This is a genomic window from Nonomuraea sp. NPDC059023 (assembly GCF_042740095.1).
Taxonomy (GTDB): domain Bacteria; phylum Actinomycetota; class Actinomycetes; order Streptosporangiales; family Streptosporangiaceae; genus Nonomuraea.
This window is the reverse complement of sequence record NZ_JBHYIO010000011.1, coordinates 72,079-99,003: the sequence shown is the minus strand read 5'-3', so window position 1 is coordinate 99,003 and position 26,925 is coordinate 72,079. Positions and strand designations below refer to the sequence as shown.

General features: G+C 65.4%; 26 protein-coding genes, 1 tRNA gene and 2 pseudogenes. 15 read left to right on the top strand and 14 right to left on the bottom strand.

Going from position 1 to position 26,925, the window contains the following annotated elements; genetic code table 11:
• Positions 1-51 precede the first annotated feature (51 nt).
• A complete protein-coding gene (locus ACFWYW_RS20335; RefSeq protein ID WP_379626245.1) occupies positions 52-978 on the top strand; it encodes an S-4TM family putative pore-forming effector in 927 nt (308 codons plus the stop codon).
• Complete coding sequence (locus ACFWYW_RS20330) at positions 975-4,577, top strand: tetratricopeptide repeat protein (RefSeq protein ID WP_379626243.1); 3,603 nt, start codon at positions 975-977, stop codon at positions 4,575-4,577. The genes ACFWYW_RS20335 and ACFWYW_RS20330 overlap by 4 nt, the downstream gene beginning before the upstream one ends.
• Here the strand turns inward: ACFWYW_RS20330 and ACFWYW_RS20325 are convergent.
• Positions 4,574-5,185, bottom strand: coding sequence for a hypothetical protein (locus ACFWYW_RS20325; RefSeq protein ID WP_379626241.1), 612 nt, complete (start codon positions 5,183-5,185; stop codon positions 4,574-4,576). The two genes, ACFWYW_RS20330 and ACFWYW_RS20325, sit on opposite strands and share 4 nt — an antisense overlap.
• Before the next feature lie 147 nt (positions 5,186-5,332).
• On the opposite strand from ACFWYW_RS20325, the gene ACFWYW_RS20320 reads away from it, so the two are divergent.
• The 3 genes from ACFWYW_RS20320 (at position 5,333) to ACFWYW_RS20310 (ending at position 6,751) form a co-directional block, all read left to right on the top strand.
• Positions 5,333-5,590: a hypothetical protein gene (locus ACFWYW_RS20320; protein ID WP_379626239.1), complete on the top strand. Its 258-nt coding sequence runs from the start codon at positions 5,333-5,335 to the stop codon at positions 5,588-5,590.
• A 236-nt stretch (positions 5,591-5,826) separates the two neighbouring features.
• Positions 5,827-6,108 (top strand): hypothetical protein, encoded by a 282-nt coding sequence (locus ACFWYW_RS20315; RefSeq protein WP_379626237.1) that lies wholly within the window; start codon positions 5,827-5,829, stop codon positions 6,106-6,108.
• A 121-nt stretch (positions 6,109-6,229) separates the two neighbouring features.
• Positions 6,230-6,751 (top strand): hypothetical protein, encoded by a 522-nt coding sequence (locus ACFWYW_RS20310; protein ID WP_379626235.1) that lies wholly within the window; start codon positions 6,230-6,232, stop codon positions 6,749-6,751.
• A gap of 152 nt (positions 6,752-6,903) precedes the next feature.
• Here ACFWYW_RS20310 and ACFWYW_RS20305 read toward each other — a convergent pair whose 3' ends face one another.
• Positions 6,904-7,167, bottom strand: coding sequence for a hypothetical protein (locus ACFWYW_RS20305; protein WP_379626233.1), 264 nt, complete (start codon positions 7,165-7,167; stop codon positions 6,904-6,906).
• Positions 7,168-7,405: 238 nt separating this feature from the next.
• A complete protein-coding gene (locus ACFWYW_RS20300) occupies positions 7,406-8,629 on the bottom strand; it encodes an FAD-dependent monooxygenase (RefSeq protein ID WP_379626231.1) in 1,224 nt (407 codons plus the stop codon).
• A 651-nt stretch (positions 8,630-9,280) separates the two neighbouring features.
• On the opposite strand from ACFWYW_RS20300, the gene ACFWYW_RS20295 reads away from it, so the two are divergent.
• Both ACFWYW_RS20295 and ACFWYW_RS20290 read left to right on the top strand, forming a co-directional pair.
• A complete protein-coding gene (locus ACFWYW_RS20295; protein ID WP_379626229.1) occupies positions 9,281-9,601 on the top strand; it encodes a hypothetical protein in 321 nt (106 codons plus the stop codon).
• Positions 9,602-9,631: 30 nt separating this feature from the next.
• On the top strand, positions 9,632-10,450 hold the full coding sequence (locus ACFWYW_RS20290; RefSeq protein WP_379626227.1) for a type II CAAX prenyl endopeptidase Rce1 family protein: 819 nt from the start codon (positions 9,632-9,634) through the stop codon (positions 10,448-10,450).
• 237 nt (positions 10,451-10,687) lie between these two features.
• Here ACFWYW_RS20290 and ACFWYW_RS20285 read toward each other — a convergent pair whose 3' ends face one another.
• The 3 genes and pseudogenes from ACFWYW_RS20285 to ACFWYW_RS20275 all read right to left on the bottom strand — a co-directional run bounded on the left by ACFWYW_RS20285 (position 10,688) and on the right by ACFWYW_RS20275 (position 12,330).
• Positions 10,688-11,113, bottom strand: a complete 426-nt coding sequence (locus ACFWYW_RS20285) for a hypothetical protein (protein WP_379626225.1) — start codon at positions 11,111-11,113, stop codon at positions 10,688-10,690.
• Between the two features lie 228 nt (positions 11,114-11,341).
• Positions 11,342-11,467, bottom strand: a pseudogene (locus ACFWYW_RS20280) (hypothetical protein); the annotation flags it as partial.
• Positions 11,468-11,997: 530 nt separating this feature from the next.
• On the bottom strand, positions 11,998-12,330 hold the full coding sequence (locus ACFWYW_RS20275; RefSeq protein WP_379626221.1) for a DUF6247 family protein: 333 nt from the start codon (positions 12,328-12,330) through the stop codon (positions 11,998-12,000).
• Between the two features lie 603 nt (positions 12,331-12,933).
• Between ACFWYW_RS20275 and ACFWYW_RS20270 the strand changes: the two genes are divergently transcribed.
• Positions 12,934-13,458, top strand: coding sequence for a hypothetical protein (locus ACFWYW_RS20270; protein ID WP_379626219.1), 525 nt, complete (start codon positions 12,934-12,936; stop codon positions 13,456-13,458).
• A 399-nt stretch (positions 13,459-13,857) separates the two neighbouring features.
• A complete protein-coding gene (locus ACFWYW_RS20265) occupies positions 13,858-14,241 on the top strand; it encodes a hypothetical protein (RefSeq protein WP_379626217.1) in 384 nt (127 codons plus the stop codon).
• A gap of 166 nt (positions 14,242-14,407) precedes the next feature.
• Here the strand turns inward: ACFWYW_RS20265 and ACFWYW_RS20260 are convergent, their stop codons facing one another.
• On the bottom strand, positions 14,408-14,914 hold the full coding sequence (locus ACFWYW_RS20260; RefSeq protein ID WP_379626215.1) for a transposase family protein: 507 nt from the start codon (positions 14,912-14,914) through the stop codon (positions 14,408-14,410).
• Between the two features lie 474 nt (positions 14,915-15,388).
• On the opposite strand from ACFWYW_RS20260, the gene ltrA reads away from it, so the two are divergent.
• Positions 15,389-16,657, top strand: coding sequence for a group II intron reverse transcriptase/maturase (ltrA, locus tag ACFWYW_RS20255; protein WP_379626213.1), 1,269 nt, complete (start codon positions 15,389-15,391; stop codon positions 16,655-16,657).
• A 78-nt stretch (positions 16,658-16,735) separates the two neighbouring features.
• On the opposite strand, the pseudogene ACFWYW_RS20250 reads toward ltrA, so the two are convergent.
• The 3 genes and pseudogenes from ACFWYW_RS20250 to ACFWYW_RS20240 all read right to left on the bottom strand — a co-directional run.
• A pseudogene (locus ACFWYW_RS20250) lies at positions 16,736-17,122 on the bottom strand (transposase family protein); the annotation flags it as partial.
• A 91-nt stretch (positions 17,123-17,213) separates the two neighbouring features.
• On the bottom strand, positions 17,214-18,047 hold the full coding sequence (locus ACFWYW_RS20245) for an inositol monophosphatase family protein (protein ID WP_379626211.1): 834 nt from the start codon (positions 18,045-18,047) through the stop codon (positions 17,214-17,216).
• Positions 18,044-18,328: a DUF5919 domain-containing protein gene (locus ACFWYW_RS20240; protein ID WP_379626209.1), complete on the bottom strand. Its 285-nt coding sequence runs from the start codon at positions 18,326-18,328 to the stop codon at positions 18,044-18,046. Before ACFWYW_RS20240 ends, ACFWYW_RS20245 begins: the two co-directional genes overlap by 4 nt.
• Before the next feature lie 82 nt (positions 18,329-18,410).
• Here ACFWYW_RS20240 and ACFWYW_RS20235 point away from each other — a divergent pair, with 82 nt between their 5' ends.
• Entirely contained in the window at positions 18,411-19,070 is a 660-nt protein-coding gene (locus tag ACFWYW_RS20235) for an NPCBM/NEW2 domain-containing protein (protein WP_379626207.1), read from the top strand.
• Positions 19,071-19,216: 146 nt separating this feature from the next.
• Here ACFWYW_RS20235 and ACFWYW_RS20230 read toward each other — a convergent pair whose 3' ends face one another.
• The gene (locus tag ACFWYW_RS20230) at positions 19,217-20,788 is read right to left on the bottom strand and encodes an ISL3 family transposase (RefSeq protein WP_379626205.1); all 1,572 of its coding nucleotides are present in this window, start codon (positions 20,786-20,788) and stop codon (positions 19,217-19,219) included.
• 632 nt (positions 20,789-21,420) lie between these two features.
• Here ACFWYW_RS20230 and ACFWYW_RS20225 point away from each other — a divergent pair.
• Positions 21,421-21,738: a hypothetical protein gene (locus ACFWYW_RS20225; protein ID WP_379641028.1), complete on the top strand. Its 318-nt coding sequence runs from the start codon at positions 21,421-21,423 to the stop codon at positions 21,736-21,738.
• A 417-nt stretch (positions 21,739-22,155) separates the two neighbouring features.
• On the opposite strand, the gene ACFWYW_RS20220 is transcribed toward ACFWYW_RS20225, so the two are convergent.
• A tRNA-Gly gene (locus ACFWYW_RS20220) sits at positions 22,156-22,229 on the bottom strand.
• Between the two features lie 92 nt (positions 22,230-22,321).
• Here ACFWYW_RS20220 and dcd point away from each other — a divergent pair.
• Positions 22,322-22,897 (top strand): dCTP deaminase, encoded by a 576-nt coding sequence (gene dcd, locus ACFWYW_RS20215; RefSeq protein WP_379626201.1) that lies wholly within the window; start codon positions 22,322-22,324, stop codon positions 22,895-22,897.
• Here dcd and ACFWYW_RS20210 read toward each other — a convergent pair.
• Positions 22,869-24,098, bottom strand: a complete 1,230-nt coding sequence (locus ACFWYW_RS20210) for an MFS transporter (RefSeq protein ID WP_379626199.1) — start codon at positions 24,096-24,098, stop codon at positions 22,869-22,871. The two genes, dcd and ACFWYW_RS20210, sit on opposite strands and share 29 nt — an antisense overlap.
• 198 nt (positions 24,099-24,296) lie before the next feature.
• Here ACFWYW_RS20210 and ACFWYW_RS20205 point away from each other — a divergent pair, with 198 nt between their 5' ends.
• Together ACFWYW_RS20205 and ACFWYW_RS20200 are read left to right on the top strand one after the other, a co-directional pair.
• Positions 24,297-24,914 carry a DUF47 family protein gene (locus ACFWYW_RS20205; RefSeq protein WP_184958320.1) on the top strand — a complete coding sequence of 206 codons (618 nt, stop codon included), beginning with the start codon at positions 24,297-24,299 and terminating at the stop codon, positions 24,912-24,914.
• Positions 24,915-25,919, top strand: a complete 1,005-nt coding sequence (locus ACFWYW_RS20200; RefSeq protein WP_379626196.1) for an anion permease — start codon at positions 24,915-24,917, stop codon at positions 25,917-25,919.
• Here ACFWYW_RS20200 and mshD read toward each other — a convergent pair.
• A complete protein-coding gene (gene mshD / locus ACFWYW_RS20195; protein ID WP_379626194.1) occupies positions 25,852-26,817 on the bottom strand; it encodes a mycothiol synthase in 966 nt (321 codons plus the stop codon). The genes ACFWYW_RS20200 and mshD overlap by 68 nt on opposite strands.
• Positions 26,818-26,925: the final 108 nt, after the last annotated feature.

Below are 26,925 nucleotides of genomic sequence, written 5' to 3'. Positions count from 1 at the left end.
CAGGCGGTCAGCACAGCGGGTATCGCGGGAACGCTGGGCGTGTGACACTCAGTGAGTCGACCGGCATGCGCGGGAGGGGCATTGAAAGGCGTGCACCCATTATCCGATCGGCAGGACAGTGTCGCGGCCATGCGCCTTCTCAAGGCCATCGCTGTCACTCACGTCTACAACCAGCGCGCGCAGGCTCTGAGCGTCGGTGTCTCGATCGCCGTGGCTGTCGCGGGCCTGGTGACCGGGCTGGGTTCAGGGTACGGCGCCGCGGTCGCTCTCATCGGCGCTCTCTGGGCCGCCGTTTACAAGGCGGTGATGGCCCCCTGGGCCGAGCGGTATTTGCGTATGGCCGCGACGCTCCAGGAAATGTTCGACGCTGACCTGCTCGGATTGCCGTGGAACCACGTCGCGGTCGGGCATCGCATCGGCGATGACGAGGTGAGCCGGCTCAGCCGGCGCTTCCGGGGTGACGAGCGTCGGCTGCGGGGCTACTACCTGGTGGCGAACGCGGCACCGCCGTACGACGTGCTCTTCTGTCTGGACCAGAACCTGGCTTGGGGCTCACGCATCCGGCTCCGTTTCGCCCAGATGATGCTCGGCGTGCTGGGGCTGTGGTCGATAGCGGGCGTCGTGTTCACGCTCGCCACCGGCGCGACGGTGAGCAGGCTGGTCACGGGATGGTTCGTGCCCTCGCTCGGCCTGCTGCTCTTATGCCTGGAGATGTATCGCACGCAGATGGCGAGCACCGCGGAACGGCTACGCGTACTGGGATTGGTGCGGGCGGCCATTGACGATCCGTCGTCACCGGTGATCGCCACCCCCGCCGCGCTGACGCTCTTCGTCCGCCAGGTGCAGGACACGCTGTATCACATGCGACGGCTCCAGCCACGCCTGCCGACGTGGTTCTTCCAGCGTTACCACGACCAGGACAAGGCCGATTTCCAGGTCAGAATGCAACTGCTGGAAGCGCGGTTTCCCCGCTCATGAACGCCTTGGAGCAGTTGACCCGCGTGTTCGACGACCAGGTGGTCGCGTCGGAGATCATCGAGTCGCTGTTCGGCGACGAGGTCGAGATCGATGCCAAGAGTGTCGCGCCTCTCGCGCGCGGCTACACCGGGGCCCGGCTGGCGAAGGCGATGCTGACCAATCGCAGCGGGAAACCCGATCCTCGCTGGTGCGTGATCAAGTTCTGCCCGCCGGTGCCGGCGAACCATCGGCGGGAAGGCGAACAGCACAGGCAAGCTCTGAATGAATCGCCCCGGGAGTTTCGCGAGCAGCACCTCACTGAGATCGCCTTTCCGGCCATTCGATGTCCCGGGGGCACTTTGGTGATCGGTCAGTCGATGGTCGACGGCGATCCGCTGGGAACGGTGGAACTCAGCCAACTCGCGGGCGCCTGCGAAGTGGTCTGGAAGGAAATCCTTGAGAAGTGGGCCGGTTGTGATTACGGCAGCGAACACTCGACGGTGGCAGAGCTACTGCGGTGCGAATTGGGCAGTAGCTTCGAAACAGGCGGGTGGTTACGCGGCTGGGCGGAAAAGCACAACCTCCTTGAGCCCGCTTTCCTGCGACTGCCGGACGAGGAAGCGGCGCTACCGAACCCATGGCGGCTTTTCGCCGAGGACTCGTCTGCGGCCCAGGCGGGGATCCACTATCTGGTGGGCCGAACGCACGGTGACCTGCACGGCGACAACGTTCTCGTACCGGTGCGCAACAGGACCGTCTGTCCAGCCGACTTTCGGCTGATCGACCTGGCGACGTACAACTCGCGGGGACCACTGAGCCGGGATCTTGCCACCCTGCTGCTCTCGCTCTGCTCCCGCGAGATAGGCGCCTCCTCCGAGCACAGCCAGAACGTGTTCCTCGCCTACCTGGAGCTCGGCTATCGAGATGAACGCCTCGACGGCGGCATGCCGGGTGACGTGCGGAGCGTCATCGACGCGCTCCGCGAGCCGGCGCTCGGGTTCGTGCGCCGGAAGAGCTGGGACCCGGCGCTCTGGCAGCGGCAACTGCGGGTGTCTCTCCTCGCGCAGGCCATGCTGCACAGTGCCTACACCTCCGGTACGCCGGCAGCCGCCCGCTGGTGCTCGCGGCTGGCGGGTCGGCTCACCCGGTGTCTGCTCGGGCCAGTGGACGTTCGGACGGGCCCGAGCATGCCCTTCGACGCCGGGAAGATCGTTGAGAACAGTCGCACGACGGCGACACGGACGATGAGCCGGTCGGCACAGAGCGGGTCGGTCTTCGTCGACCGAACAGGGCACCGCGGTCACCTGCGCGCGGCTCTGGAGGATCAGGTCACGTCCGTCATCGTGGTCACCGGCCCGCCCGGCATCGGAAAGACGGCGTTGGTACGCGAGGTGCTCGCCGACCTGGGCTGGAACGATCCGGATGTCGATATCTCGCCGGTGCGCTGGCACGAGGCCACACCGCACGAGGAAATCGGCGTACCAACCTTGATCGAGGCCATCGAGCCGCCCGGGTCGGGACAGGTGGCCGGCCCGTCCGCGCCGGCACGCCTGGAGATCGCCCTGGACGGTCTTGAGCAGGCCGGTGGCATCCGGCCGATCATCGTGCTGGACTCGGCGGAGAACCTCCTCAAGGAGGGGAACCTCCTGCGCGACCCGCAGCTCGATCTGGCGCTGGACGTCGTGCAGAGCCGGCCGTACCCCCTGGTCAAAGTCGTTCTTCTGACGCAGCACCCGCCCGAGACGACGACGGGTGTGGCGTGGGCGGGAAGCGCGTGCCGGATCAGTCTCGAAGGACTGGAGCCGCCGTCCTTGGGCGAATATTTCGCCCAGCTCGATCCAGACCGCAGGTATGGCCTCGCAGAGCTGAGAGGAGCCGATCTGCGGCGGCTTCATGGCCTCTTGGCGGGAAATCCCCGGCGCGCCGAACTCCTCCATGCGTGCCTCAGCAGCGAGCCGCCCGCCCTTCAGGCCCATGAGGTTGGACCATGGCTGGAGGCGAGCGAGGTGCATCAGCGTCTGGTACGCACGTTCGTCGACCACCTGCCCGTCGAACAGCAGCGGGTGGCGGAGGCCGTCGCGGCGCTCGGCGTCCCGGTTCACCATGACACCGTCATCAATGTCCTCAAGCCGTACGTGTCGGCGACGCGGGTCGAGCCGGCCCTGCGCGCTCTCGTGGCGGCTCGCCTCGTCCTTGAGCGCAGGGATGGCCGCAGACATCTGCGAAAAGCCGAAACGGACGCGGTCCTCGGGCGTCTGGGCCAGGGCGATCGGTGTGCGGAAGAGGGAGAGCCGCCAACCCGATTTGACCTTTTGCTCCGGGCGGCCGAGGTGCTGGCGACCATGCAGAAGGACGACGAGGACGTGCGCGGCATCGCCGACCTGGACATGCACTTCGCACGCGTCGACGTCTGGCTGCGGGCCGGGATGTACGGCGCGGCGCACGACTTGATCCACTCCATGGACCACCTGGTGTACCTCTGGGGCAGCGGCGCCGAACTGCGCACCCAACGGGAAGCCATCCGAGGCCGACTCCATGACGACCGGGAGGGCGAGATGATGAACCTCGCGGCCCTCGGCGACATCTACTCCTACAGCGGCGACCATCCCTCCGCCCTGATGGCGTACAAGAACGCGCTCTCCATTGCTCAAGAGGAACACGATCGCGAGGCGATACGCCGGTGCCACATAGGCATGGGCGCCATGTTCTGGGAACACGACGATCTCGCGAAGGCCGAGGAGCATTTCGGCTGGGCGTACGCTCTGGCGGGCGAGGACGAGGATGACGGCGGCGATCGCGCCGCCGCGCTGATGGGCCTGGCCGACTGCCGCCAGCGGCGTGGCGACTACCGACATGCTGTCGGAAATGCTCTCGAAGCCTTCGGCGCCGTACGGGAAACCGAACCTGGGCTGGCGTCGAGCGCCACGCTGCGCCTCGCTCGCTGGTACGCCGAGCTGAACCAGATCCCGGACGCCCAGCGGATGCTGGACGAGTGCGCGAATCTCATCCTGGCCGCCCCTGATCCCACGGCCCAGGCGGAACTGCTCACCTCGACCGCGGACCTCCATCTCTACCGGGACCTGCACAGCGAGGCGCGAACGACAGCGCAGCGGGCCGTCGATGTCGCGCGCGACCACCGGGATCCGATCAACCTGCGGCGGTCACTCACCACGCTGGCCCTCGCCCACGTGCACATGGGCGCTCTCCCGGAGGCTCGAAAGGCGATCGAAGAGGCGGCTCGATACCGAGTGGCCGGCCGGGAAACCGCGGAACTGGCGCTGCGGGGCATCATCGCGCACCGCTGCGACCTTCCAGGCACCGCGAGGGACCTTTTCCAGCAGCTCCGTGAGGAGACGGACAAACGCACCGGGGCGGACCAGAATGATCTCGTAGCCTGGGACTTCACCGGGATCGCCCGGTGCTACTCAGTCCTTCTCGGCACCTCGGAAACAACGGTGGCGCTGGAGGCGTTCCGTCGCGCACGGCCAGAGTGGGCCGAGCCGACCCCGGGTCTGGACGTCCGTCTGAGGTTCATGGTGAAGGCGATGGCCGACGGCGCCTCCGAACTGGAGCCGGTGCTGAACGGGCTGGCCTGCATCCGCCCGGGCGCTACCGTCTAGGACTGAAGCCAGCCCTCCTCATGTGCCAGCAACATGGCCTCAAAGCGGGAATTGGCGCCTATCTGTTGATAAAGCGTCTTGAGCAGCCGGTACATCGCTCGCTCGGAGTAGCCGGCCTCCGTGGCGAGGCGCGCCACCGTCCACCCATCGGATAACCGTCGCAACCAGGCGATCTGCTCCTTCGAGAGAACCGAGCGACGGGGCGGCCGGCCACCCCGGCCGGCAACCAGAAGGTCGGCCACGTCGGCCGGCATGACCGCTTCGCCGTCGAGCGTCGCCGCCACCGCCCGTTGCAACGCCGGCACCGTCGCCGTGTGCGCCACCACCGACCGGGCACCTGCCCGCACGGCCCGCGCTCCCAGCGAAGAGGCCTCGCCGAAGGGCAGCGCCACGACGAGGGGCCGGGGCCGTACTCGGCACAATGTGATCACCTGGTCGAGGTCCTCGGCGGAGCGCAGGGTCAGCAGGATCATCGCGCCCGGCCGTTCGCTGAGCCATGCCGCCGCATCGGGGGGCTCCTCGACGAGATATCCCTCGCTGGACAACGCCGCCACGACGCCATGACGGAACACGGGCACGGGGTCCACGACCGCAACGTGAACGGTCACCCGCACCTCCCTCTCACCTCCAATGGCAGCCGACAGCTTAGGGCTGGCAGGAACATGTCATTCGACGTCACAGTCCCGCACAATTCGGTCATAGACCTGCATGCCGTGCATTTTTAGCGTCGAGTCATCCGGTGCTGGGAGGTATGCGTGGTCTACTTCGACAAATCAGGCCGGCGTATACGTCGGCCCCTCGAACGCCGCATCCCACGAGCAGACTCCAACCCCGACGAGGCCAAGGCCCGATACATCCGCGACGTTGCCGCCCAGCACCCAAAGTTCACGCCTGAGGAGGTGTACGTCGAGATTCGCTACGTCCGGCGCCGGAACGACATCACCAAGGACCTGGTCCGTCGCGTCCTTGGCCGGCGACGCCGCACCTTTACGTTGTGGCCTTTCCGCCGTTGACGACGGCCCGCAGGGCCGGCTGTACGGCGTGCTCGGCGGCGCCATGGCCGGCCTGAGCCGCACCAGGGCGCCTATCCAGTCCCGTGCCCAGCGGATTTGAGCTCCAGACTTCGCCTTGCCGCGCTGCGAAACCAGGGCGCAGGTAAGAGCTGGCTCCCTGGCACGCGATGGCTCGCTCGTGCTTAGGTGTTCGATGTGAACCCCGATGTGAGTGGCGTGGGCGTCTCCGATCTGCGGTGGCGACGATGAACCCAGCGGCTGGCAAGTCGAAATCCCTCACGCCGGCCCTTTTGCTGGGCGCGGTCCCTCTTCTCCTGGCCAACTGGTTTGCCGTTGTTGCGATCCTGGGGCGCAACTGCGTGTTCTTATACGACGGCGGCAACATTACGGAATGTGGTGGTGGGCTTTCGGAGGAACAGATGTCCGCCGTGTCGGGACTGATCGCGCTGGCGATGCTTGTTATCCAGACAGCGCTGATCGTCCTGGTAAATCGGCGCGTCCGCTCCGGCCCTCAGTGAGGACGCCCGGCGTACCGGCGCAACCCTTCGGACCATGACTCTGACACGTATCTGGCACGGAAGCCGCTCTGTGCCGCCCGGCAGCCGAAACTGTCGTGGAAGAACTCTATGCTCCCCGTCCATGAGCAGAGACGAATCTCCTGTCGTGCGCACGAGGCGGATGGTCGTGGAGGTCGAGGACTGTGGTCAGGTCTATCTCATGGATCGCGGGGACTATAAGTCGGCCGACTCACGGACCCACACCGCGGGGCTCATCAAATTAGAGGAGAGAGGTCTCGCGAGCCTGAACATCGCCACGCAGTGGGGGGATATTCCCTTCACGGTGACTGCCGCCGACCGGGATCCAGGCGCTGACCTTGACGGCTATGAGGACATCGTAGAGATCAGTTTTGAGTCCCCGTCCGGCAAGCTTTTCCTGGTGGGATGGCTCATGGACTGGAACGATGAAAAGGCGCACAACCTTGCCCCGTTGCTTTCTGGTCCCGGTACATACCGCTTGCGATACCACCTCCGAGGAAGGGATGAAGAGCGCTGCGCGGTAGATGACCACTACCTTCAGATATGGCCCGCGCCACATTATGACCCGGCAGTGCTGAAAACCACGGACGCCGCCGTCCAGTACTTCCTGAAGCCCGAAGCCTGATGCTGTCAGATTGGAAACAACAATGATCCGTTCCTGCGTGACCGTGATCGACTAATCGCACGACGATCACGGTGAGGCCGGGCAGTCGCCGTCCACCGCGGTATGGCACCCGCCCCCGCTGACAGACTGCCGGCGGGAACGGACGCTCGTCGTCAGCGGCGATACTCGCGGAAGAACGTGAAGTTGCGATACTCCCGGACCCGCCCGCTGTTGTAGACATAGTCGTAGTTGCCGAAACCGGGGCGTTCGACGACCACGAACCCATCTTCATCGGGATGCCGGCCCTCGAAGCAGCAGGCGCTCGCGGGTGTCGCTGTACTGACGGCACCAGCGACGGTGAGGCTGGCGGTCGCTACGGCCAGGGATGCCAGCAGCCGGACCCAGCGGCGGGTAGGGCGGGAGATGTCAGCTTGCATTTCTGCTCCTGCGTTGGTCGGGACACCGGAGAACCCCGGCCAGCTCTATTCGAAATCGGGCATCCGCAGGATGTGTCGGCGGCCTTGAAATCGTCGATCGCATCGGGGGCATGCCGAGGCCGGCGCACGCCGTACCGCGAAACTCGTCCCGCCCTTGGACCAGCCGAAGGTCCGCACGGGCGGCACCTGACGCTCCAATGCGCACTACGCGGCTTGAGCGGAGATTGTCCGGCCGTGTCTACCGCTTGGCCGACGAGGCGGGTGGCGATCCGGCAGGGTCCGGCACGCCCGCGTAGTCGGGCAGCTCGACGCCGTTGATCGCGCGCCCGACCAGCTCGGCGAACCATTCGCCGGCGAAATCGGGGCGCGGCTCGGCGTCCGGCCCGGGGACGTCGCGGCTGCGGGCGTTCAGGCGGCCGATCTCCTGGTTGGCCTCGACGAACGAGCGCATCCGCGCCTCGTAGGCGGCGAACCCCGCGTCAGGATCCCATCCGGCGGCGGCCAGCTCCCCGGCCAGCACGTACGCGCCGACCAGCGCCAGCCCGGTGCCCTGCCCCGACATCGGCGAGGAGCTGAACGCCGCGTCCCCGAGCAGCCCCACCCGGCCACTCGACCAGCGGCCCATCACCACCTGGGCGACCTGGTCGAGGTAGAAGTCCGGGGTGTCGTCCAGGTGCGCGAGGATGCCCGGAGTCACCCAGCCCAGGCCCGCCATCCGCTCACGCAGCAGGACCTTCTGGGCCGCGATGTCACGGTAGTCGACGTCGAAGCCGGCCGAGGAGAAGTAGAACATGGCCATCGCCCGGCTGGCGTCCTGAATGGGCCGCAGGAGGGCGGAGCGCCCGGACTCCTGATCCTGGTACTCAAGCAGCCAGCGGTCCAGCCCGAACTCGTTGGGCACACTGTAAAAAGCCAGCACATGCCCGAGATGGCGAAGGAACCGCTCATGCGGCCCGAAGACCATCGCGCGCAGCGCCGAGTGCAACCCGTCGGCCCCGACCACCAGGTCGAAGCGCCGCCGGCTCCCGCCCGCGAAGACCACGTCGACCCCGTCCGCGTCCTGGGTGAGCTCCGCGATTCGGTCGCCGAAGACGTACTCGACGCCGTCGCGGGTGTCGTCATAGAGCACCTGGGACAGGTCCCCGCGCAGGATCTCGATGTCCGCGATGAACCCGTCGCCGCCGTCGTCGTCGACACGGAAGGTCTCCAGCACCTGCCCGTCCGCGTCCACCGTGTGCGCGCCGGCGGTGTCGGTGCACGCCGCGCGTACCGCCGCGTCCAGCCCCATGCGCCCGATGACCTCCCTGGCGACCCCGCGCGCGTCCACCGCCTGTCCGCCGGGACGCAGCTCGGGAGCCCACTCCACCACGGTCACGTCGGCCCCCCACCGGCGCAGCCAGTGGGCCAGCGCGGGCCCCGCGATGCTCGCCCCCGCCACCAACACCCTGGGACCGACGCTCATCGTTGCCTCCATATGCTTCCTCCCACGCTGAGGCGTTTCCAGCCGTATAGACCGCGGGTCCGCACAAAACTCATCGGCACGACCCGAAATCGCGTCCTGAACTCGGCATCTGCGTGCCGCAACGATCAGCCTTCGCGGCGGTCTCAGGTAGCCTCCAGCGTCATCTCCCGGTGCGGTACGTTCTCGCGCCCCACGGACGGCGACGGCGTACAGCCAGATCTCCGTGCTCTGTAGCGTGCGGAAATGACCAGAAGCGATGAGATTTACGGGAGATGGAACGCAGGGGTCCGCGAACTCTCGGACACCGACCTGGAGAAATCGAGCTCCGCACGTACACGTGAAAGGCACCAATCACGGCCTCAACCGTGCGCACGTAACGTCATGCCCGCCGCGACCGTGCGCGACGTCACCTCCGGGACATCGGCGCCGGCCCCGGTGGGTGGCCGCGACGATCCTCGATCTCGTACGGCGGGTGCCGATGCGGAGGGCGACCGCCCTGAACGGCCGTACCTGCGCGACCACATGGACACGGTGATCCACGCCTACGCGAATGAGCTCGTCGCTCGCCACGAAGTCCATCCTGGCGGGCGGTACCCGGTTCACCCCTTCGGGTGAGGACGGACCGATGCCGCCCGGCCTAGCTTCGAGATTGTGCGTTTCCCACGTCTCATACTTCTCAGCGTCGTCATGCTCGTCGGCTGGACAGCCCCGGCCTATGCCGGTGACCAGGAGCTGACCGACGACCACCGCTCCGCCTACGGTACGCCGGGCGTACCCGCGGCCGTGATCGACGGGTGGTCGGTCGAGACGATCGTCCGCGGCCGAGACGAGGACGACAACGCGGTGACGCCCCGGACGCCGTCCCGCATCGCGTCCTTGAGCGAGTCGATGACAGCAACGGTGATCATGCTGCGCGAGTTCAAGATGGCCGATCCGCGCCACACCAAGATCACCGCACGTTCATCGAGCTAGATCCTCGCGCCCGCACGAAACGAGGTCATCATGACTACGTCCCCCACGCGCTCCAGTCCCGCCAGATCAACCACTGCCGACGTCACGTGGTTCTTCGCGATCGCCGTCCTGCTGTGTTTCGCGCTGTCCATTCCGATGGTCTTCCGGCTCGTCTCGACGGACCTCAACAACCTGATCACTCCGATCCTGCAACTGACCCCGCTGCTCGCAGCGATCATCATGTGGCTCGCCCGACGACCCGGAACGTTCCGGGAGACGTTCGCCACCAGGTGGCGCGGCACACCCAAGTGGGCCGGCATCGGGATCGGCCTCATCGCCGCGATCGCCGCGATCCAAACCGCCATCGCACTGGCGTTGGGAATCTGGCCGCTCAACCCGCTTGACCAGATCCTCGTGGCGTCCATATGGATCGTTCCGGTCTTCCTCATGCAGTCGGTCTTCGCCATCGGCGAAGAGTTCGGCTGGCGCGGCTGGCTGGCGACGCGCGCCGCGTCCTGGGGATTCTGGCGGCTGGCCCTTGTCAGCGGCCTGGTCTGGATCGTCTGGCACCTGCCGGTCTTGGCCGTCATCGGTGATCGCCCATTCTGGGACCTCGTCATCTACTACGCGGGCATGCTGCCGTGGGCGCCGCTGTTGCTCGCACTTCGCTGGCAGTCGGGAAGTGTCTGGCCCGCGGTCCTGACGCACGGAGCGATCAACAGCGTCCGGGTGTTCCTGCTGCAATCCGTCCCCACCGCAACGGATCACCTGCTCATCGAAGTGATCGGCTGGGTACTCACGCTCGCCGCCGCCGTATGGCTGATGCGCCCAAGCCGGGCCCGGCTCGTCCGCGGGCCTATCGAAGGTTAGGTTGATCCCCTTGCTTGAGCCTTCGCCCCATAGCCCTGGCCTCTTCCTTGAACTCCGGCGAGAACTGCCTACGACGCCTCGTCACGTACCTACCTCTTCCGGACTTCTGTCAGCTTATGGAGCCGACTGTCCGGAATCTGCTGGGCACCTCAGCCTCCGGCGCCCCGCTCGTGGTGGTCGAGATCTTGCTCCCTGCTGATCGTCACGAGCTGGAGGACGCCTACCCGGTCGGGTAGGTCAGGTGCAGCGCCAATCCCAATCGCTGTTGTGGCTGTCGTACACCTCGACGATGACCCGGCGTCCGCCGGCGTTGCCCTCCTCCTCGAAGAACAGGGAGATCTGTGCCTGGTGCACAGCTCCAGGGATCTTCGCTTCGCGGTAGTGCGTGCGGATCTCCTCTTGGGTGAGTGCGGTCTGAAGCGTCAGGCGTACGCGGTAATCGCAGTAGTCTCCGCTCCCGCCAGTCAGGTTCTTTCCGAAGGTCGCTTCGGGATCTTTCGGATAGATGCCGCTTGTATTGGGCGGGAGAGGGTGAGCGAGAACCCGTTCTCGCAGGTCGTTGAGCCGAGCATTGTCACGCCAAACCGGGCTCATGATCAGATAGAAGCCGCCGGCTAGCGGCACCAGTACGATCGCGGTCAGAGTCGCCCATAAGATCCGCACGACGGCACTCTAAGGTCGCGGCCCTATGCTTCGAGCCACCCCGTTCCATCTAGGAACTCGACCTATCAAGAAGCCGGCATGTTCGTAGATCATAACTTGATAGCTTAAGTGACTATCGCTCAATGGGAGGAGCAGGCTCGGCTCTGCGAGGTTCGATCCCTGCCACTTGCGAGACGCTCTACGGCGGGTGCGCCGCGCCGGATGGCGTTGGGCCGCCCAACAGGTGCTTCACGATCGCGATTGCAGCCCTGAATCGAGGTCCTGGGTACGTGGGAAGCCACTCAGCCCCCTCAGGCGATCGCCGAGCCCTGCCTCGAGCTTCCGGCTCAGGCCGGCCAGTTCGCCCTTGGCCTCGAAGAGGCTGAGCGGTCACGCTGATCCTTTTGACGGTTCTGGGCCTGTCGATCATTCAGCCCTGATGATCGATCTGTTGCCGAGCGGGTGCTGATCAGCCCATGCCTTCGGGAGTCAGGAGATTGGTGTCGATCTGGCTGACAGGTGCTGCCTGGGGCTTGCCCTGGAGGCCGTGTTCGCACCCGCCTTTCGGCCGTGGCTTAGCTGATGGCGTTAGCTCTTAGAGGAACGTGCGGAGCGAAGCGGTGGGATCCAACTGGCTGACCACTTGGCTGGGCAACGGGTGGGGCCTCAAAAAGGGCACTAGGTAGGTCTCGCGCTGTCGTTCCAGGACGATGTAGGTTGCCAGACCGCGTTCACCGAAGGCGTGGGTGAGCATGTTCGCTTTGGGATTGGCGGAGTTGTACGGCTCGCCGCTCCACGGAGCGGTTTCCAGGAGGGTGAACAACTCCGCGAGCGGTCGAAGGGCCTTCATCGGGGGGAGCGGCGATCTGATCTTCGGCTATCGGATCGATGGCGAGCTTGTACACCTACACGTCGATTCCGCGCGCGGACAAGATCTCACGCCATGGCTTTCCTTGCTGTACCGCTTCGCCGGCCATGACTTGCTCAGCCCGGATGTGCATCTGCCGCCGCCCTTCGGGATCCTTCACCGAGTCGCAGGCGGAGATCCACCAGCGGTGCACGAACGCGCTCAGCGCTCCGAGGTCGAGGCTGACCCTGACTTCGTCGAGTACGGCCTTGAGCCCAGCGTCGAACGCCTCCCGATCTTGTGGGACCACAAGCGCGGCGCGTATGGAGCGGAGATTCTTGTCCGGCATGGACGCGCCTGCGGGGGTGAAGTCCTGCGGTTGGGCTGTCATGGCTTGCTCCTATCCCTGTTATAGAGGGTACAGAGTGAGGGTGACATCGCTCATGAACATGGGTGGAGCGGGTGACGGGAATCGAACCCGCGCTGTCAGCTTGGGAACTCTTCAAGATCATGGGCTCTGAGCAGGGGAAACGCTGAGCTGGGCATATGCCGGTCGAGTGACCGTGAGTCCCCGTGACTCCCCGATGATCGCCCAGCTCGTCCGCGGGCCTATCGAAGGTTAGGTTGATCCCCTTTCTCGAGCCTTAGCCCCATAGCCCCGGCCCGCTGGGGCTTGTCCCGGGGTCGACGGCGGGCGGGACGATCAGGCTTCCACCTCAGCCACCCATCCACCGGTCACGACTGGCCGCGATCATCCCCGGCCGGAGGCGTATTGTCTTTTGCCGTTGAGGTCCGAGCATCATCCCGAGGGCTTCGGAACTGGCGGCGAACGAACCACCAAAGATGCCAGATGAGCTGACCAGAGAGCAGGAAGAAGCAAGGCCGCGCGCCGGCGCTTAAGTATCCAGTTCGCAAGATCGTGAGTGCGGCGCCAGGGCTCAGCGTGCGGGCATGCGCGGGCCGCGTGGCGGCGCGCTCCTGGCATGATCGCCAGATGTTCGACTTTGGGATCAGCGGATACAGGCCTGTGTGGTTGAGCGGAAGTTCGGTAGTTGCCACCGCTCACGAAGGGAGGCTGGCCTTGCTGGAAGGGAGGAGGCTGACCCGAGCCCTGTTGATGTGGGACCTCGACGAGGATGTCTGGTTCTCCGATGGCCCGGTCCTGCTGGACTTCGAGGGTGAGCAAGTCGAGATCGTCCACCAGAAGCTCGATGAGATTTCGATCACGTGGAACACTGTCGATCCGGCCCGGCCGCTGGATTGGACAGGGGGAGGATTCCGACTGACATGGCGAGGGCGCGAGCCTGACGAACTGGCGAGCTTGCAGGGACAGAGACTGCAAGCCGTGGAACTTCTTGAGTGGACGGGTGACGACATGGCGCAAGGGATGGTGGCTGTCGGATTCCTCTTCCCGCACGGCCGTCTGACGATCTACAACGCTCTCGATGAGAACGGCATGGAATTCGGAGATCCCGATCAGCGGTACACGTGCCAAAGGCTCAGAACGTCGCGCACCTGATCCAATACGCGGCTTGCCGCGCTCGAAATGTGGAGCCGGTGACGGGAATCGAACCCGTGTGGTCAGCTTGGGAACTCTTTCAAGATCATAATGTCTGAGCAGGGGAAACACTGACCTGTTCGTGTGCCGGTCGAGTGGCCCTGAGTTCCCGATATCCGCCGATGGAACGGGCAGGCAAGCCACGATGCCCAGGGGACCGGCGATCGCCCCCACCTTCGTCGGCCAGCCAACAGCAGTCGATCGTTAGGGCAGCATATGTGCGCTCCGATGTGGGCCTGGCGGGTCTGGCGGCTGGGACCGTAGCTCTCGGCCATCTCAACCGCTTCGCTACCGCTGCCCCGCGACTATCTGGAGTCAAGGACTATGAATGGTCTTGCGAGAACCTGTGCAGTCTTCACGGTGGGTATCGTCTTAGCTGTCTCAATAACCGGCTGCGGGCCGATATGCGAGGAACGGGCAAAGCAGGAGATTAACGAACTCAAGCAGATCGTTCCGAACCTTCTTCCAAGAAATATTGCTGAGACTGTCAATGAAGAGGACGACTGTGACTCCGGAAGCAGCGGTTCTCTGGTCTTTAAAGCAAGCCGCACCATGACTAGCGACCAGATCTTCGAGAAGTTTCTCGCCCATGGGTGGGACCGAATCGATGACCCACAGGATGGGTGCCCGCGTTGTGTCGACGGGATCGACGGCGTAAGGACTGAGCTGAATGGCCAAGAGGTCTATCTGACGATCAGCAACTCGGAGGATGGCTCAATGGACATCCTGGCGGCGTTTGCATAATGTGCGACCCGAGTGGCGGGCGCGCACGAGAAGGGCCTCCAGGCGCACGTGCAGCGCGCGGCCGCGAGCTCGGGGCCGCGCGGCGGCGCGTGCGCCCGCCTTGATACCTACAAGAACAATGCGGCAGTGCTATGCCTTGGCTGCCTTCTGTGACCCCTTTTCATCCTCAGGCGGCTTGGGCAACACGGTGGTTCTGAAGGACGGCGATGGCCTTGCACAGATGACCGGCCTTGGAGGGGCTGCATCGTAGCTTGCGAAGGATGCGCCAGCTCTTGAGCTGGGCGTTGGCGCGTTCACCGGGTCCGCGGAGGCGGGCGTGGGAGCGGTTGGCCTGCTTCTGGGACCCGGGTTTGTTCTTGCCCTTGTAGGGGGTGCGGACCGGGCCTTCGGCTCCTTGATACGCCTTGTCGGCCAGGGTGACGATCCCGGCCTGCTTCAGGGCGCGCAGGATGCCCCAGATGCGGGCGGCGCTCAGGTCATGGGTCTTACCGGGCAGCGCGCCGGAGGTCCACAGGACAGCCCCGTCCGGTGAGGCGATGACCTGGATGTTCAGTGTGCCACGAGCACGGAGAGGGGTTGATCGGTAGGCCGATCTCTCGATGTGGTGCTGTGCGGATGATGAAGGTTGGCCCTTCGGCGTCGCCCTGCGGGGGGAGGCGTCAAACCGCCTCATGCTGCGTTGGCTGAAGACCGTCGTGGTGAGCGATGAGGAAAAGGCGCGGAAGATGCGTCAGGTGGGGGTCGGGAAGGCGAGCGTGAGCGAACCGCTGAGGACGTGTCGTAACTGGAAGGTGGCATCGAAACCGGGGCGGTGAATGTGCCTCGGGATGAGCCTGGCGGAGACCCGTAGTGCTGGCCAGGCGGTGCCCGGCATGAAGGCGGCGCGAGCCCGGCCTGCGGCGTCCGTACGGAACGTGGGAAGGTGCGCGCTGAAACGGCGTGCCCGTGCCCGGGGTGGTGCGGGGTGGCGAGAGGGAGCACGCCGAGCGGCGGAAACCGCGAGGCGTTGAGTACCGTCGCGGCGCGTGCTGGCGGACCGGCTCGTAGTAGTGATGAAACCTCGGTAATCGGGGTGGAGCGAAGGGGCCGGCTCATCTGGAGTTGTTCGCACGAGCAACCAGCCCTGTGAAGGGCTGGGAGGAGACGAGTGAGCAAGTCAGTCCCGAAGGACAAGCCGTTCAAGATACCGAAGCAGCTGGTGTGGGAGGCGTATAGGCGAGTAGCGGCTAACAAGGGCGCCGCCGGGGTGGACGGGCAGTCGATCGCCGACTTCGAGAAGGATCTGAGGAACAACCTGTTCAAGATCTGGAACCGGATGTCGTCGGGGACCTACTTTCCGCCTCCGGTGCAGGCGGTGGAGATACCCAAGCCGCACGGCGGGGGGACTCGGATACTTGGGGTGCCGACCGTCGCGGACAGGGTCGCGCAGACCGTGGCGGCGATGGCGTTGGAGGCCCGCACGGAGTCGATCTTTCATCCTGACTCCTACGGATACCGGCCGCGCCGCTCGGCTCTGGACGCGGTGGCCACGTGCCGTCAGCGGTGCTGGAAGAAGAACTGGGTGATCGATCTCGATGTCGCCAAGTTCTTCGACTCCGTGCCGTGGGACCTGATGGTCAAGGCAGTCGAGGCCAATATCACCACCGAGCAGCGTTGGGTATTGCTGTATGTGAAGCGATGGCTGCAAGCCCCGCTGGCACTGCCCGACGGCACCCTGCGCGAACGAGATCTGGGAACCCCACAGGGATCGGCGATCTCACCCGTGCTGGCCAACCTGTTCATGCATTATGCGTTCGATCTCTTTCTCGCCCGGGAGTTCCCGGACGTGGAGTTCGAGCGGTATGCCGACGACGCGGTCGTGCACTGCGTCACCGAACAGCGGGCGCGCCAGGTCCTGGCTGCCCTCTCCGAGAGGATGGCGGAGGTCGGGCTGTCACTGCATCCGACCAAGACCAGAATCGTGTACTGCAGGGACCGGGTTCGGCCGGGCTCGTATGAGCACACCGAGTTCACGTTCCTCGGGTTCACCTTCCGTGCCCGGGCGGCCAAGGCCAGGAACGGCGGGGTGTTCTCCTCGTTCCTGCCCGCGGTCAGCCCACAGGCCCTCAAGGAGATGGGGCGACGGCTCCGCCGCTGGCGGATCCACCTGCGCACCCGGCTCGACTTGAACGAGCTCGCCAAAGCGATCAACCCCATCGTGGCGGGCTGGATGAACTACTACGGCCGGTTCTACCGGTCACAGCTCGGCCCCTTCCTCAAACGCATCAACACCTACCTGATGCGCTGGGCGCGCCGAAAGTACAAACGGCTCCGGACGTTCAAACGCTTCAGGAAGTGGTGGCTCGCACTCGTCCAACGGGCGCCCCGCCTCTTCAGACACTGGGCCTGGATGGCCGAGACCGGAAGGATGAGATGAGAAGAGCGGAGTGACGGGAGACTGTCATGCTCCGTTCCGTGGGAGCCCAGGGGTGAAAATCCCTTGGGCGACCCGACTCCCGTGCACGCGGTGCTTGCCGGAGAAGTAGGGTCGGTCGGCGGCGATCCGGTCGATGGGGATCAGCGTGCCGTCCAGCACCAGGTAGTGCAGCCCATCCCGCTTCGCTTTGCGCAGCGCCTGGCCGAGCTTTGGCGAGCGGGCCGACAGCAGCGTCACCGTCTCCTCCACATACCGCCACGCAGTCGCCGTCGAGACCCCGAACCCGACTCCGAGCTCGGTAAACGTCTCGCCTTTGCGTAGGTAGACCAGCACCAGCAGTGCTTGCTGTCCCGGGTTGAGCAGTCGCCAGGCCGATCCGATCGCCCGCCGGCGCCGGCGGATCACTCCGGCGACGTAGTTCAGCGTTGCACGCGACAAATCAACGGCGGCACGATAGAACAGCATCCGAGGCCCCTGGTTGTGACGGATCTGGTTGTGGTGATCAATCCATCTACCAGGGGTTTCTCACGTCGTCAGGCGAACGCTTAGCTCGCGATCATGCTGTGATCAGCACCCCCGCCGCCACGGGTTGAAAAGGCCTCTGTGCTTCGGCGATCAGCTCGACGAGGTCTGCGATGAGCTTGGGGCTGGCCGCGATGGTGGCTCGGGCGTTCATGGTGTGAGGGCTGCCGTCGGTGTCGACAACTACGGCTCCGGCTTCTCTGGCGATGAGGACGCCAGCGGCTGTGTCCCAAGGGTTGTTGCTGAGCATGATGTTGGCGTCAATCTTGCCGTCTGCGACCCAAGCCAGGTCGATGGCGGCTGAGCCGAACATACGCACTCGCTGTACCCGTGCGGCGAGTTCATGAGTGAGTGCGAGTCGTGGCCGATTTCTCGCCTCGGCGTTGGTGCCCACTGCATAGTCGCCGAGAGCCACGATTGCGGCGTCCAGGTCACTGGTGTCGCTGACGCGGATGTGTTCGCCGTTGAGCTTGGCTCCGCCTTCGATGGCTGCGCTGTACCGCGCGTCGAGGAATGGCAGCTCAATTACGCCAAGTGTCGGGGCATCCTTATCGACCAGTCCCAGGGAGACCCCGCACAGGGGGAGACGGTGCATGAAGTTGGCGGTGCCGTCGACTGGGTCGAGTGTCCACATGAGACCGGTTCCGAGATGGGCAACGCCTTCCTCCTCGCCCAGGAACCCGATCTCGGGCGTCTCGGCGGTGAGGAATTCACGCACGGCTTGTTCGACGGCGTAGTCCACTTCGGTGGCCATGTCGCGGTCGCCTTTGGCGGTGATGATGCCGGGCAGCTTGGTGCGGATGATCGCGCTGGCGATGGTGACGGCTTGTTCGGCGATCGGGAGAAGCGTTCGGGTGTCTATGATCATGCAGGTCTGCTCCGCTCCCACATCTCGTTGAACACCTGGTCGAAGACGGGGAACAGCCCCTCCGCGGCGGTGTTGTCGGTGATCACAAACGTAGGGGAGTCGACGCCGCGCGCCTGCGGGAGGTAGGGCTGGACGACGCATATTGCCCGGTCGATGAGGAGAATGTTGAACTGGCTACTGATCTTGGTGTCGTGAGCTGGGATAACCGAGGTCCTGGTCAAGGCGTGACGAGTGACCGTGAGTGTCCCTGAATGGCCTTGACTTGTCGTCCGTTCTGGCACGCATCTGGCACGCTGAGAGTTGGATCGAAGATGATCCTCCGATCATGCTCGTACCGACTCTCTGCCCCCCAACGGAGTCCCTATGCCAGTCGAGAGAACCCCAGAAGCCGGTCGCGACTCCTCCGCCTTCAAGGCCGCGGTGGTTACGGCTATTGCAACCGTCCTCGCCGCCGCTATCGCCGCGGTAGGAGCATTCGCAACGGGCTGGCTCCAGTTCCGTAACGCGACTGACTCAACCGCTAGCTCTTCGCCGGCAGCTGACCATTCTGAGAAGCCTGATTCTTCCGGAGATCCAAGCGCGACCCATAAATCAACTAGCCAGGCGCGAGTCAGCGTTGCCTATCTTCGCGACTTTCAAATCATTGAGGGTCGGATTGAAGCAAGTGAGCACAAAGCGAACACTAAGGCCTACGAGCACGGAATCTTCTTGGGCTATGATGACTGCTCGACCGACTTTCAAGTTGGCTATAATCTCGACAGAAAATATCGCCGCCTTAGAGCAACGATCGCCCCTGCTGATACAACGCGGTCCGGTATTGCTGTACGTTTCATGGTCTTTCTTGACGGAAGAAAAATCGCCGACCATGACCTTGCGGTTGGCCAAGAAAGGCATCTCGACCTCAAGGTAGAGGACGGACTTCGGGTTGTCCTCATGTCAAGGATTCATCGCGTGGGAGAGGAGTCCTCGACCTGTCCTCAAGATGGAGATAGGGCTGTGTGGGGAGATCCGCAAGTTTCCTGAACGGACGTTCGCGCCGCCTCGTATGATCACCCCGCCTGCCGTCGACCCGCCCGAAAGGGAAGCGGGCAAGGGCCATGGGGTCAAGGTGGAGCGCCCTACCGGGTTCTGGCTCGGTTTCCGTGATCGGTTGCGGAGCGTGAGTGCGATCACGTGGTGGACAGGACTCGTCTGCGGAGTAGGTCGAAGTTGGCTCGGCCGAACATTTGGCGTTTGAGCATTTTGATTCTGTTGACGTGGCCTTCGACGGGGCCGGAGTTCCAGGGCAGGGTGAGTCCGGCGGTGACCGCGGCGCGGTCTCGTTCGATGCCGCGGATGAAGGAGTTCAGGCCGGGAAGATCGCTGCTTGCTGCCCGGGTGAGCCATTGGGTGAGCTGGTCGCCGCGGCGTTTGCTCATCATGATGGCGAATTGGCGGACGTGCTCGATGAGGACGGTCAGTTCAGGGCACCGGCTCAGAATCCGGTCGAGTGCCTGCTGGTCGTCGGGGTCGAGGTTGTCGGGGTGTTTGGTGATCCAGGTGACGACGGCGTGGATGGGTGGAGGCGGCGCGGATTCTGGGCGGGTCTGGGCCCATAGGCGCAGGCGTCGGATGTAGTCGCGGACATTGTGGTAGCTGCCGCTGTAGCCCTGGGCGTGAATCTCCTCAAACAGCCGGATAGGGCGGGTGGTGCCTGAGGTGAAGCGTTCGTGCAGGTAGGGCTTGAAGGCGTCGAGATTGCTCGGCCGGGCGGCCTGGGTCAGTTTGTCTTGCACTGTGGTAGCCCGGGCGTAGCGCTGGACGGTGCCGCGTGCCAGCCCGAGTTGGCGGGCGATGGGTTTGATGCCGTATCCCTGGGCGAGGAGCTCCTGGATCAGCGCGTAGCGCTCGCGGATGCGTGTGTTCAGCCGGGTCTCCATCTCGATTCCGGCCGTGACCGGGTGCGGTGCCTGCTCGTGCTCGGCGTGTCCGTGCGGCTCAGCCGGCGGGGCGGGTTCGCGCAGGCAGGCGCGATGGTGGATGACGCATTTCTCGACGGCTTCGATGAGGTTGTGCCACAGATGCCAGCGGTCGGCTACCTGGATGGCCTCGGGTGCCGCGCTGCCGGCGCCCTCGGCGTAGCCGGCCGCCCGATCCCGGCAGATGACCTCGACTCCGGGATGGGCACTCAGCCATGCGGCCAGCGTGTGCCCATCCCGGCCGATCAGCAGATCGATCGGGCGGCGGGTGTCCATGTCCACCAGGACGGTCCCGTAGACCTTGCCGCGGCGTAAGGCGAAGTCGTCCACTCCGAGCACCACCGGCGCGGTAACGGGCAGTTCCGGGAGCGCGCGGATCAAACGCAGCAGCGTCGTCCTGCTGACCGGCAAACCCAGCGCCTTGGCCAGACGAGCACCGGCGCGGCCGGCCAGCGCCAGCGCGATCGATTCCAAACTCGCGGTCAACGACTGGCTGCGTCGTCCATGTCGACGCGTCAGATCCGGCACCTGTTCAGCGAAGGTCTTTCGCCTGCAGGCTGGGTTGAGGCAGACGAACCTCCGGGCGATCAGACGAATCAGCACCTGCTCGCCACTGACCGCCAGATCATCCAACCGGCGCTCATAACGGCTATGCACCCGCGACGAACCGACACCGCACGCCGTACAGGCCGCCGTCGGGCTGACTGAACGGCCCGAGATCTGCAGGACACCGGATACCCGATCGAGCCGATCGATGACAATGCCGCGCAGATGCGGAAACACCACCTCAAGATCGCTGAGACCGCACCACGAACATGATCACATACTCGATCACCCACCGTCACCAAATCACGAAATGTGAACCAGAACCCCCACCGGACGAACGACCTTGGCCCCATGGCCCTGGGCTGCTCGGCTTGTCCCGGGTCGATGGCGGGCGGGATGATCAGGCTTCCACCTCAGCCACTCTCGGACCTCAGACGCAACGCGGCGATCATCCCGGAGCCGGAGCCCCCCGCCGGAGGCTTCCTATGATCGATCTATGGCCACGCTCAAGCTTTCGGATTGGTTAGCAATCACGGCACTTTGTGATCAGCCTGGCAACCCTCTCGTCAGAGGGCAGCGATTGGCGGCTCTCCAAGCCCGGCTTGAAGTCCAGCAACACGACTCCACCCAACACGGGGCATACCAAAGTCTCCACCGAACCCGGGACGATTCAGAGACGTGGTGATCACCAGCGGGACGTGTGCGCGGTCGAGACGTGACAGGTGATCGGGAAGTCCTCGCTCTGTGGCAGCGCAATGTGGATCGTGTTCGGGGCGAGGGTGGAAGTATCTGAGCCTGCGTCGCGCCCTGGTGGCGGAGGGCACGGCCCATGCCGGTCGTGGCGGACGACAGCGAGCGACCTGCCTGCCATGCTCGGGCACAGGATCGGTGCGAGCATCGTGATCGTCCTGTCGGAGTGCTTCAGCCCTCATGTCGCTCCCGCGCAGGAGCGCTACACACAGATCGGCTGGCGCGGGGCGGTCGACAGGGAAGATCGCGTTCGGGTGGTCGCTTGGACTTGCGACTGCCGTTCCACGGTGTACGAGCTGTGCCACGCGGGAGGCCAGGCGCACACTCGCCGAACCAGCCGCAAGAAGGCCGAGCCGGGGATCCACGAGACGTTCCGCTGGACGTTCAACGACGCCGACAAGCTCTGGGCCGCACTACTACGCGGCAAGGCTCGATAGGCGGACGCGGCGGCGCTGACATGGGGTGTCCGGTGTCGTCGTGTCTCTCAACGCGGGGGCTTGCTGTAGCTCGTACAGCAGGCGCTGCCTGGGGTGTGTGCCTGCGGTCGGCGCCTGTCTTGGCCATGGCGCAAGCTCTTCAGAAGGGCGCGCGGAGCACCTTTGAGCCAGGGTGGGATCCAACTGGCTGACCACTTGGCTGGGCAACGGGTGGGCCGAGAAGGGCGCCCGACCGAAGGGAGGACCTTCAGGGGTCGAGCCCGCGGCTCGACTGGAAGAACAGCCTGAGCCCTATAGGCGCGAAGCGCCCCCAAGAGCGAAGCCCGAGCAGTGGGCGGGGTGTGGGGGCCGCGCCCCCACTGAACACAGCCTGAGCTAATTGGCGCGAAGCGCCTCGGGAGCGAAGACCTTGCCTTTTGGAGCGGGTGACGGGAATCGAACCCGCGCTGTCAGCTTGGGAAGCTGATGTTCTGCCATTGAACTACACCCGCGTCGGCCGAACGCCGCGCCCCCCACTGTAGCGGAAACCAGCCGTCCCCAAGCAACCCCGCCCCACCCCCGCAACCACGGTAGGTTGCTCTACGTGCTGCTTTCAGACCGCGACATCTTCGCCGAGATCGACTCCGGCAGGCTCAGCCTGGAGCCGTTCGATGAGGACATGATCCAGCCGTCCAGCATCGATGTCCGGCTTGATCGATTTTTCCGGGTCTTCGAAAACCATAAATATCCGCACATCGATCCGGCAGTCGAGCAGCCCGACCTCACCCGTCTCGTCGAACCCGAGGGTGACGAGCCGTTCATCCTGCACCCGGGCGAGTTCGTCCTGGCCTCCACCTACGAGGTCATCACCCTGCCCGACAACCTGGCCAGCCGTCTGGAAGGCAAAAGCTCGCTCGGCCGCCTCGGCCTGCTCACGCACTCGACGGCCGGCTTCATCGACCCGGGCTTCAGCGGCCACGTCACCCTTGAGCTCTCCAACGTCGCCACGCTCCCCATCAAGCTCTGGCCCGGCATGAAGATCGGCCAGCTGTGCGTGTTCAGGCTGAGCTCGCCGGCCGAGCACCCGTACGGCGCCCAGAAGTACGGCTCCCGCTACCAGGGCCAGCGCGGCCCCACCCCGTCGCGCTCGTTCAAGAATTTTCACCGGACCAAGATTTAGACCGCAGCTCCACGAGCCCGGGAATCATCAGCGCCACCAGCGGCAGCACCGCGGCGAGCGCGCTGACGAGCAAGACAGGCCTGGCCCCGACGGTGTCCACGAGCACACCGGTCGCGACCAGGCCGAACGGCGTCAGCCCGAGCACCGCCACCCATTCCAGCGAGGCCACCCGGGCCTGCCGTCCCGGCGGCACCTCGCGCAGCATGCCGATGACCCATTCGATGGCGGCGACCTCCAGCCCGACCCCGGCCAGCAGGAAGCACGTGAACACCGGCCAAGGCGTCGTCGAGGTCAAGAGCGACAAGGGCACCAGCCCGTACGGCAGCAGCCCCAGCATGGCCGTGAGCCCTGGCCGAGGCCTGGGCCCGAGGAGCGCGATGACGGCCCCGATGAGCCCGCCGAGTGAGAGCGCGGCCAGCGACAGCCCGTAGATGGCGTCGGCCTCGTGCAGCGGCAGGAAGTTCCACTGCAGCTTGGACGCGGTGGCCGGCAGCAGGACCTGGGCCGGGGCGACGATGAGCGTCTGGTGGAGGGCGAGCACCGCGATCACGGCGGCCATCCAGGGCCGGGACCAGACTTCGCGCATGCCTTGGCGGATCTCGTCCATGAGGCGGTGGCGCGGCTGGGCGGGCAGAACGGGTTCGCGCATGAGCCAGATGAGCCCGGCGCTGATGCCGAACCCGAGGGCGGCGGCGAAGAAGGCGGCCCACGGGCCCCACGCGACGACGATGGCCGATCCGGTGAACGCCCCGAGCAGCGATCCGCCGCGCAGGGAGACGCTGGTCATGGCGATTCCGGTACGGCGGTGCCGTTCAGGAAGAACGGTTGACAGGACGCCCTGCAACGCAGGGCGGAAGAACGCCTCGCACAGCCCGCCGAGGAAGACGGCGACCCCCATGAACGGAGCCAGCGGCCAGATCGCGACGACGAGCGCGATGACGAGGAGGCCGAGTTGGGAGCAGGCCATGACGACGCGGCGGGGGAGCCGGTCCGCCCATACGCCGCCGAAGAGGGCGAAGCCCACCAGGGCGATCAGGCGTCCGGCCAGGACGAGGCCGATGGCGGCGGCGCCGTACCCACCCCGGACGAGTGAGATCACCACGGCTATGGGAAAGATGTAGTCAGCCGCCACAGATGCGGTGAGGCTGCACCAAAGCAGACGGAAGGCTCGATCTCCCAACACACCGGCGGCTGGCCGCATATGTCACCAGGATGAGCCATAAGTGGCTCAAAAACCAGCAAAGCGGACGTCGGCAAAATGGTGATCAAGCTATCCGCAGGGCCGGTGTCCGGCAAGGGATGGAGGGTAGCCACACGATGAAGGGGACATGAAGTTCGCATTTTGCCTGGTAACCCGTACTCTCTTCCACGGACCATCCCCGCACATCTGGAGAACGACGTGCGCCTGCGTCTCACGCCTCGTGAGGACAGCTACTACGACCTGTTCGCCGACTCCGCGAACAACCTGGTCACGGCATCCCGGCTGCTAGTGGAGATCATCAGCGACGGCTCGGACCGGGAAGCCCTGGCCGAGAAGATGCGCGCTTGCGAACACGCCGGTGACGAACGCACTCATGCGATCATGAATCGGCTCAATGAGAGCTTCATCACCCCATTCGACCGCGAGGACATCTACCGCCTCGCCTCGAACCTCGACGACGTGATGGACTTCATGGAGGAGGCCTCCGACCTCATCGTCCTCTACCAGATCGACCACCTGCCCAAGGACGTCATCCGGCAGGTCGAGGTCCTGGAACGCGCAGCCGAGCTCACCGCCGAGGCGATGCCGAGGCTGCGCTCGATGAAGAACCTGAACGAGTACTGGATCGAGGTCAACCGCCTGGAGAACCAGGGCGACCAGGTGTACCGGCGCCTTCTGGCCAAGCTCTTCAGCGGTGAGTACGACGCGCTCACGGTCATGAAGATGAAGGAGGTCATCGACCGTCTCGAAGAGGCCGCCGACGCCTTCGAGCACGTGGCCAACACGATCGAGTCGATCGCGGTCAAGGAAAGCTAAGTGGACCTCACGCTCGCCCTCGTCGTCGGCGTGGTCATCGTGGCGTTGATCTTCGACTACACCAACGGTTTCCACGACGCGGCGAACGCCATCGCCACCTCGGTCTCCACCAGGGCCCTCACCCCAAGGGCGGCTCTGTTCATGGCGGCGGCGATGAACTTCATCGGCGCCCACCTGGGAACCCAGGTCGCGCAGACCGTCGGAAAAGGCATCATCGATGCCCCACAGGGCTCCCACGGTCTGGTGGTCGTCTGCGCCGGCCTCATCGGCGCGATCACCTGGAACATGGTCACCTGGTACTTCGGACTGCCCTCCTCCTCCAGCCACGCCCTCATCGGCGGCCTGATCGGCGCGGCGCTCGCCTCGGCCAGCGTCGTCCACTGGGACGGCGTCGTGGAGAAGGTCGTCATCCCCATGATCCTGTCGCCGATGGTGGGCTTCTCGCTCGCCGCCGCGATCATGATCGCAATCTATTGGATCTTCCGCAACGCGCAGCCCGGGAAAACCAACCGCGGCTTCCGTTACGCGCAGACCGTCTCCGCCGCCGCCATGGCGCTCGGGCACGGCCTGCAGGACGCGCAGAAGACGATGGGCGTGATCTTCCTCGCGCTCACCGTCGGCGGCTACGCCTCCCCGACGGACCCGATCCCGCAGTGGGTCATCCTGGCCGCCGCGGGAGCGATCTCGCTGGGCACCTACGCGGGCGGCTGGCGCATCATGCGCACGCTGGGCCGGCGCATCATCGCGCTCGACCCACCGCAGGGCTTCGCGGCGGAATCCGCCGCGGCGACCGTGCTGTACGGCGCGGCCATCGGCTTCGGCGCCCCGATCTCCACCACCCACACCATCACCTCGGCCATCATGGGCGTCGGCGCCACCAAGCGCCTGTCGGCCGTGCGCTGGGGGGTGGCCGGCAACATCGTGACGGCCTGGATCCTCACGATTCCGGCCGCGGCTCTTGTCGCGGCTCTGTCGTACTTCGCGCTTCACTGGCTCGTGGAGTAGCGGCGTACATCACGTCGACGTCCCAACGGCTGAACCCGAGACCCGAGTAGAGCCTGATCGCCGCCGCGTTGGCCTCGTCCACATAGAGCATGACCTGGGCGAGGCCGCGCGAGCGCAGATGGCGCAGGCCCGCGACGGTCAGCGCCTTGCCCAGGCCGGTGCCCTGCTGGGAGGGGTCGACGCCGACGACGTACACCTCGCCCAGCGGCTCGTGGCCGTGCTCGTCGGAGCCGTGGACCTTGGTCCAGTGGAAGCCGACGAGCCGGTCGCCGCGGAAGGCCAGGAAGAAGCCGGCCGGGTCGAACCACGACTCCGCCTCCCGGCGCAGCACGTCCTCCAGCGTCCACGCCCCCTGTTCGGGGTGATGGGCGAACGCCGCCGCGTTCACCTTGAGCCAGGCCTCCTCGTCGCGGCCGGGGACGAAGGCGCGCAGCCGTACCCCTGAAGGCATCTCAAAGGACGCCAGGGGCGCGAACAGCGACCGGCGCATCTGCCACAGGGAGCGAACCCTCTCGAACCCCATGGAAGCGGCCAGAGCGCCCGCACCGGGGTGATCTCCGTGCGCCCACAGGCGCAACTGGCCGTCGGTGATGTTCAGGACCTCGCTGAGCAGGCGCTTGCCATGCCCCTTTTGGCGGTACGACGGGTGGATGACCAGCTCACCACTTGGACCCTCGACCTCGTCGGTGGGGTCCACGTGGGCGTAGCCGGCCAAGGTCTGGTCGTCGTAGAGCAGGAGCGAGCGTGCGCGGGCGTCGCCGCCGTAGCGCAGGTGGAGCATCACGTGCTCGTTAAGGGGGCGGACGCCGTCGGCCTCGGTGGCCGCTTCCACGACACTCAAAACGTCGGCGATTTCCTGTTCAGCCAGTCGTTCCGCGACCTTCACATGCACGCTCATGCGTCGAACTCTAGGCGTCCGTATGGCAAACAACGCCAGGGGGCTGGCCGATGAATCGTTACCTTTGCGACATGGGTTGCATGGATTGCGGACGTAACGTCTTGGTCC

Bases quoted from the DNA above. Each gene is read 5' to 3' on its own strand.
- ACFWYW_RS20260 (WP_379626215.1), bottom strand. From the start codon at position 14,914: ATGAGGCGGTTTGACGCCTCCCCCCGCAGGGCGACGCCGAAGGGCCAA.
- ACFWYW_RS20225 (WP_379641028.1), top strand. From the start codon at position 21,421: ATGCTCGGGCACAGGATCGGTGCGAGCATCGTGATCGTCCTGTCGGAG.
- ACFWYW_RS20235 (WP_379626207.1), top strand. From the start codon at position 18,411: ATGCCAGTCGAGAGAACCCCAGAAGCCGGTCGCGACTCCTCCGCCTTC.
- ACFWYW_RS20330 (WP_379626243.1), top strand. From the start codon at position 975: ATGAACGCCTTGGAGCAGTTGACCCGCGTGTTCGACGACCAGGTGGTC.
- ACFWYW_RS20290 (WP_379626227.1), top strand. From the start codon at position 9,632: ATGACTACGTCCCCCACGCGCTCCAGTCCCGCCAGATCAACCACTGCC.
- ACFWYW_RS20310 (WP_379626235.1), top strand. From the start codon at position 6,230: ATGAGCAGAGACGAATCTCCTGTCGTGCGCACGAGGCGGATGGTCGTG.
- ACFWYW_RS20270 (WP_379626219.1), top strand. From the start codon at position 12,934: ATGTTCGACTTTGGGATCAGCGGATACAGGCCTGTGTGGTTGAGCGGA.
- ACFWYW_RS20300 (WP_379626231.1), bottom strand. From the start codon at position 8,629: ATGAGCGTCGGTCCCAGGGTGTTGGTGGCGGGGGCGAGCATCGCGGGG.
- mshD (WP_379626194.1), bottom strand. From the start codon at position 26,817: ATGAGCGTGCATGTGAAGGTCGCGGAACGACTGGCTGAACAGGAAATC.
- ACFWYW_RS20305 (WP_379626233.1), bottom strand. From the start codon at position 7,167: ATGCAAGCTGACATCTCCCGCCCTACCCGCCGCTGGGTCCGGCTGCTG.
- ACFWYW_RS20275 (WP_379626221.1), bottom strand. From the start codon at position 12,330: ATGACAGCCCAACCGCAGGACTTCACCCCCGCAGGCGCGTCCATGCCG.
- ACFWYW_RS20245 (WP_379626211.1), bottom strand. From the start codon at position 18,047: ATGATCATAGACACCCGAACGCTTCTCCCGATCGCCGAACAAGCCGTC.
- ACFWYW_RS20210 (WP_379626199.1), bottom strand. From the start codon at position 24,098: ATGCGGCCAGCCGCCGGTGTGTTGGGAGATCGAGCCTTCCGTCTGCTT.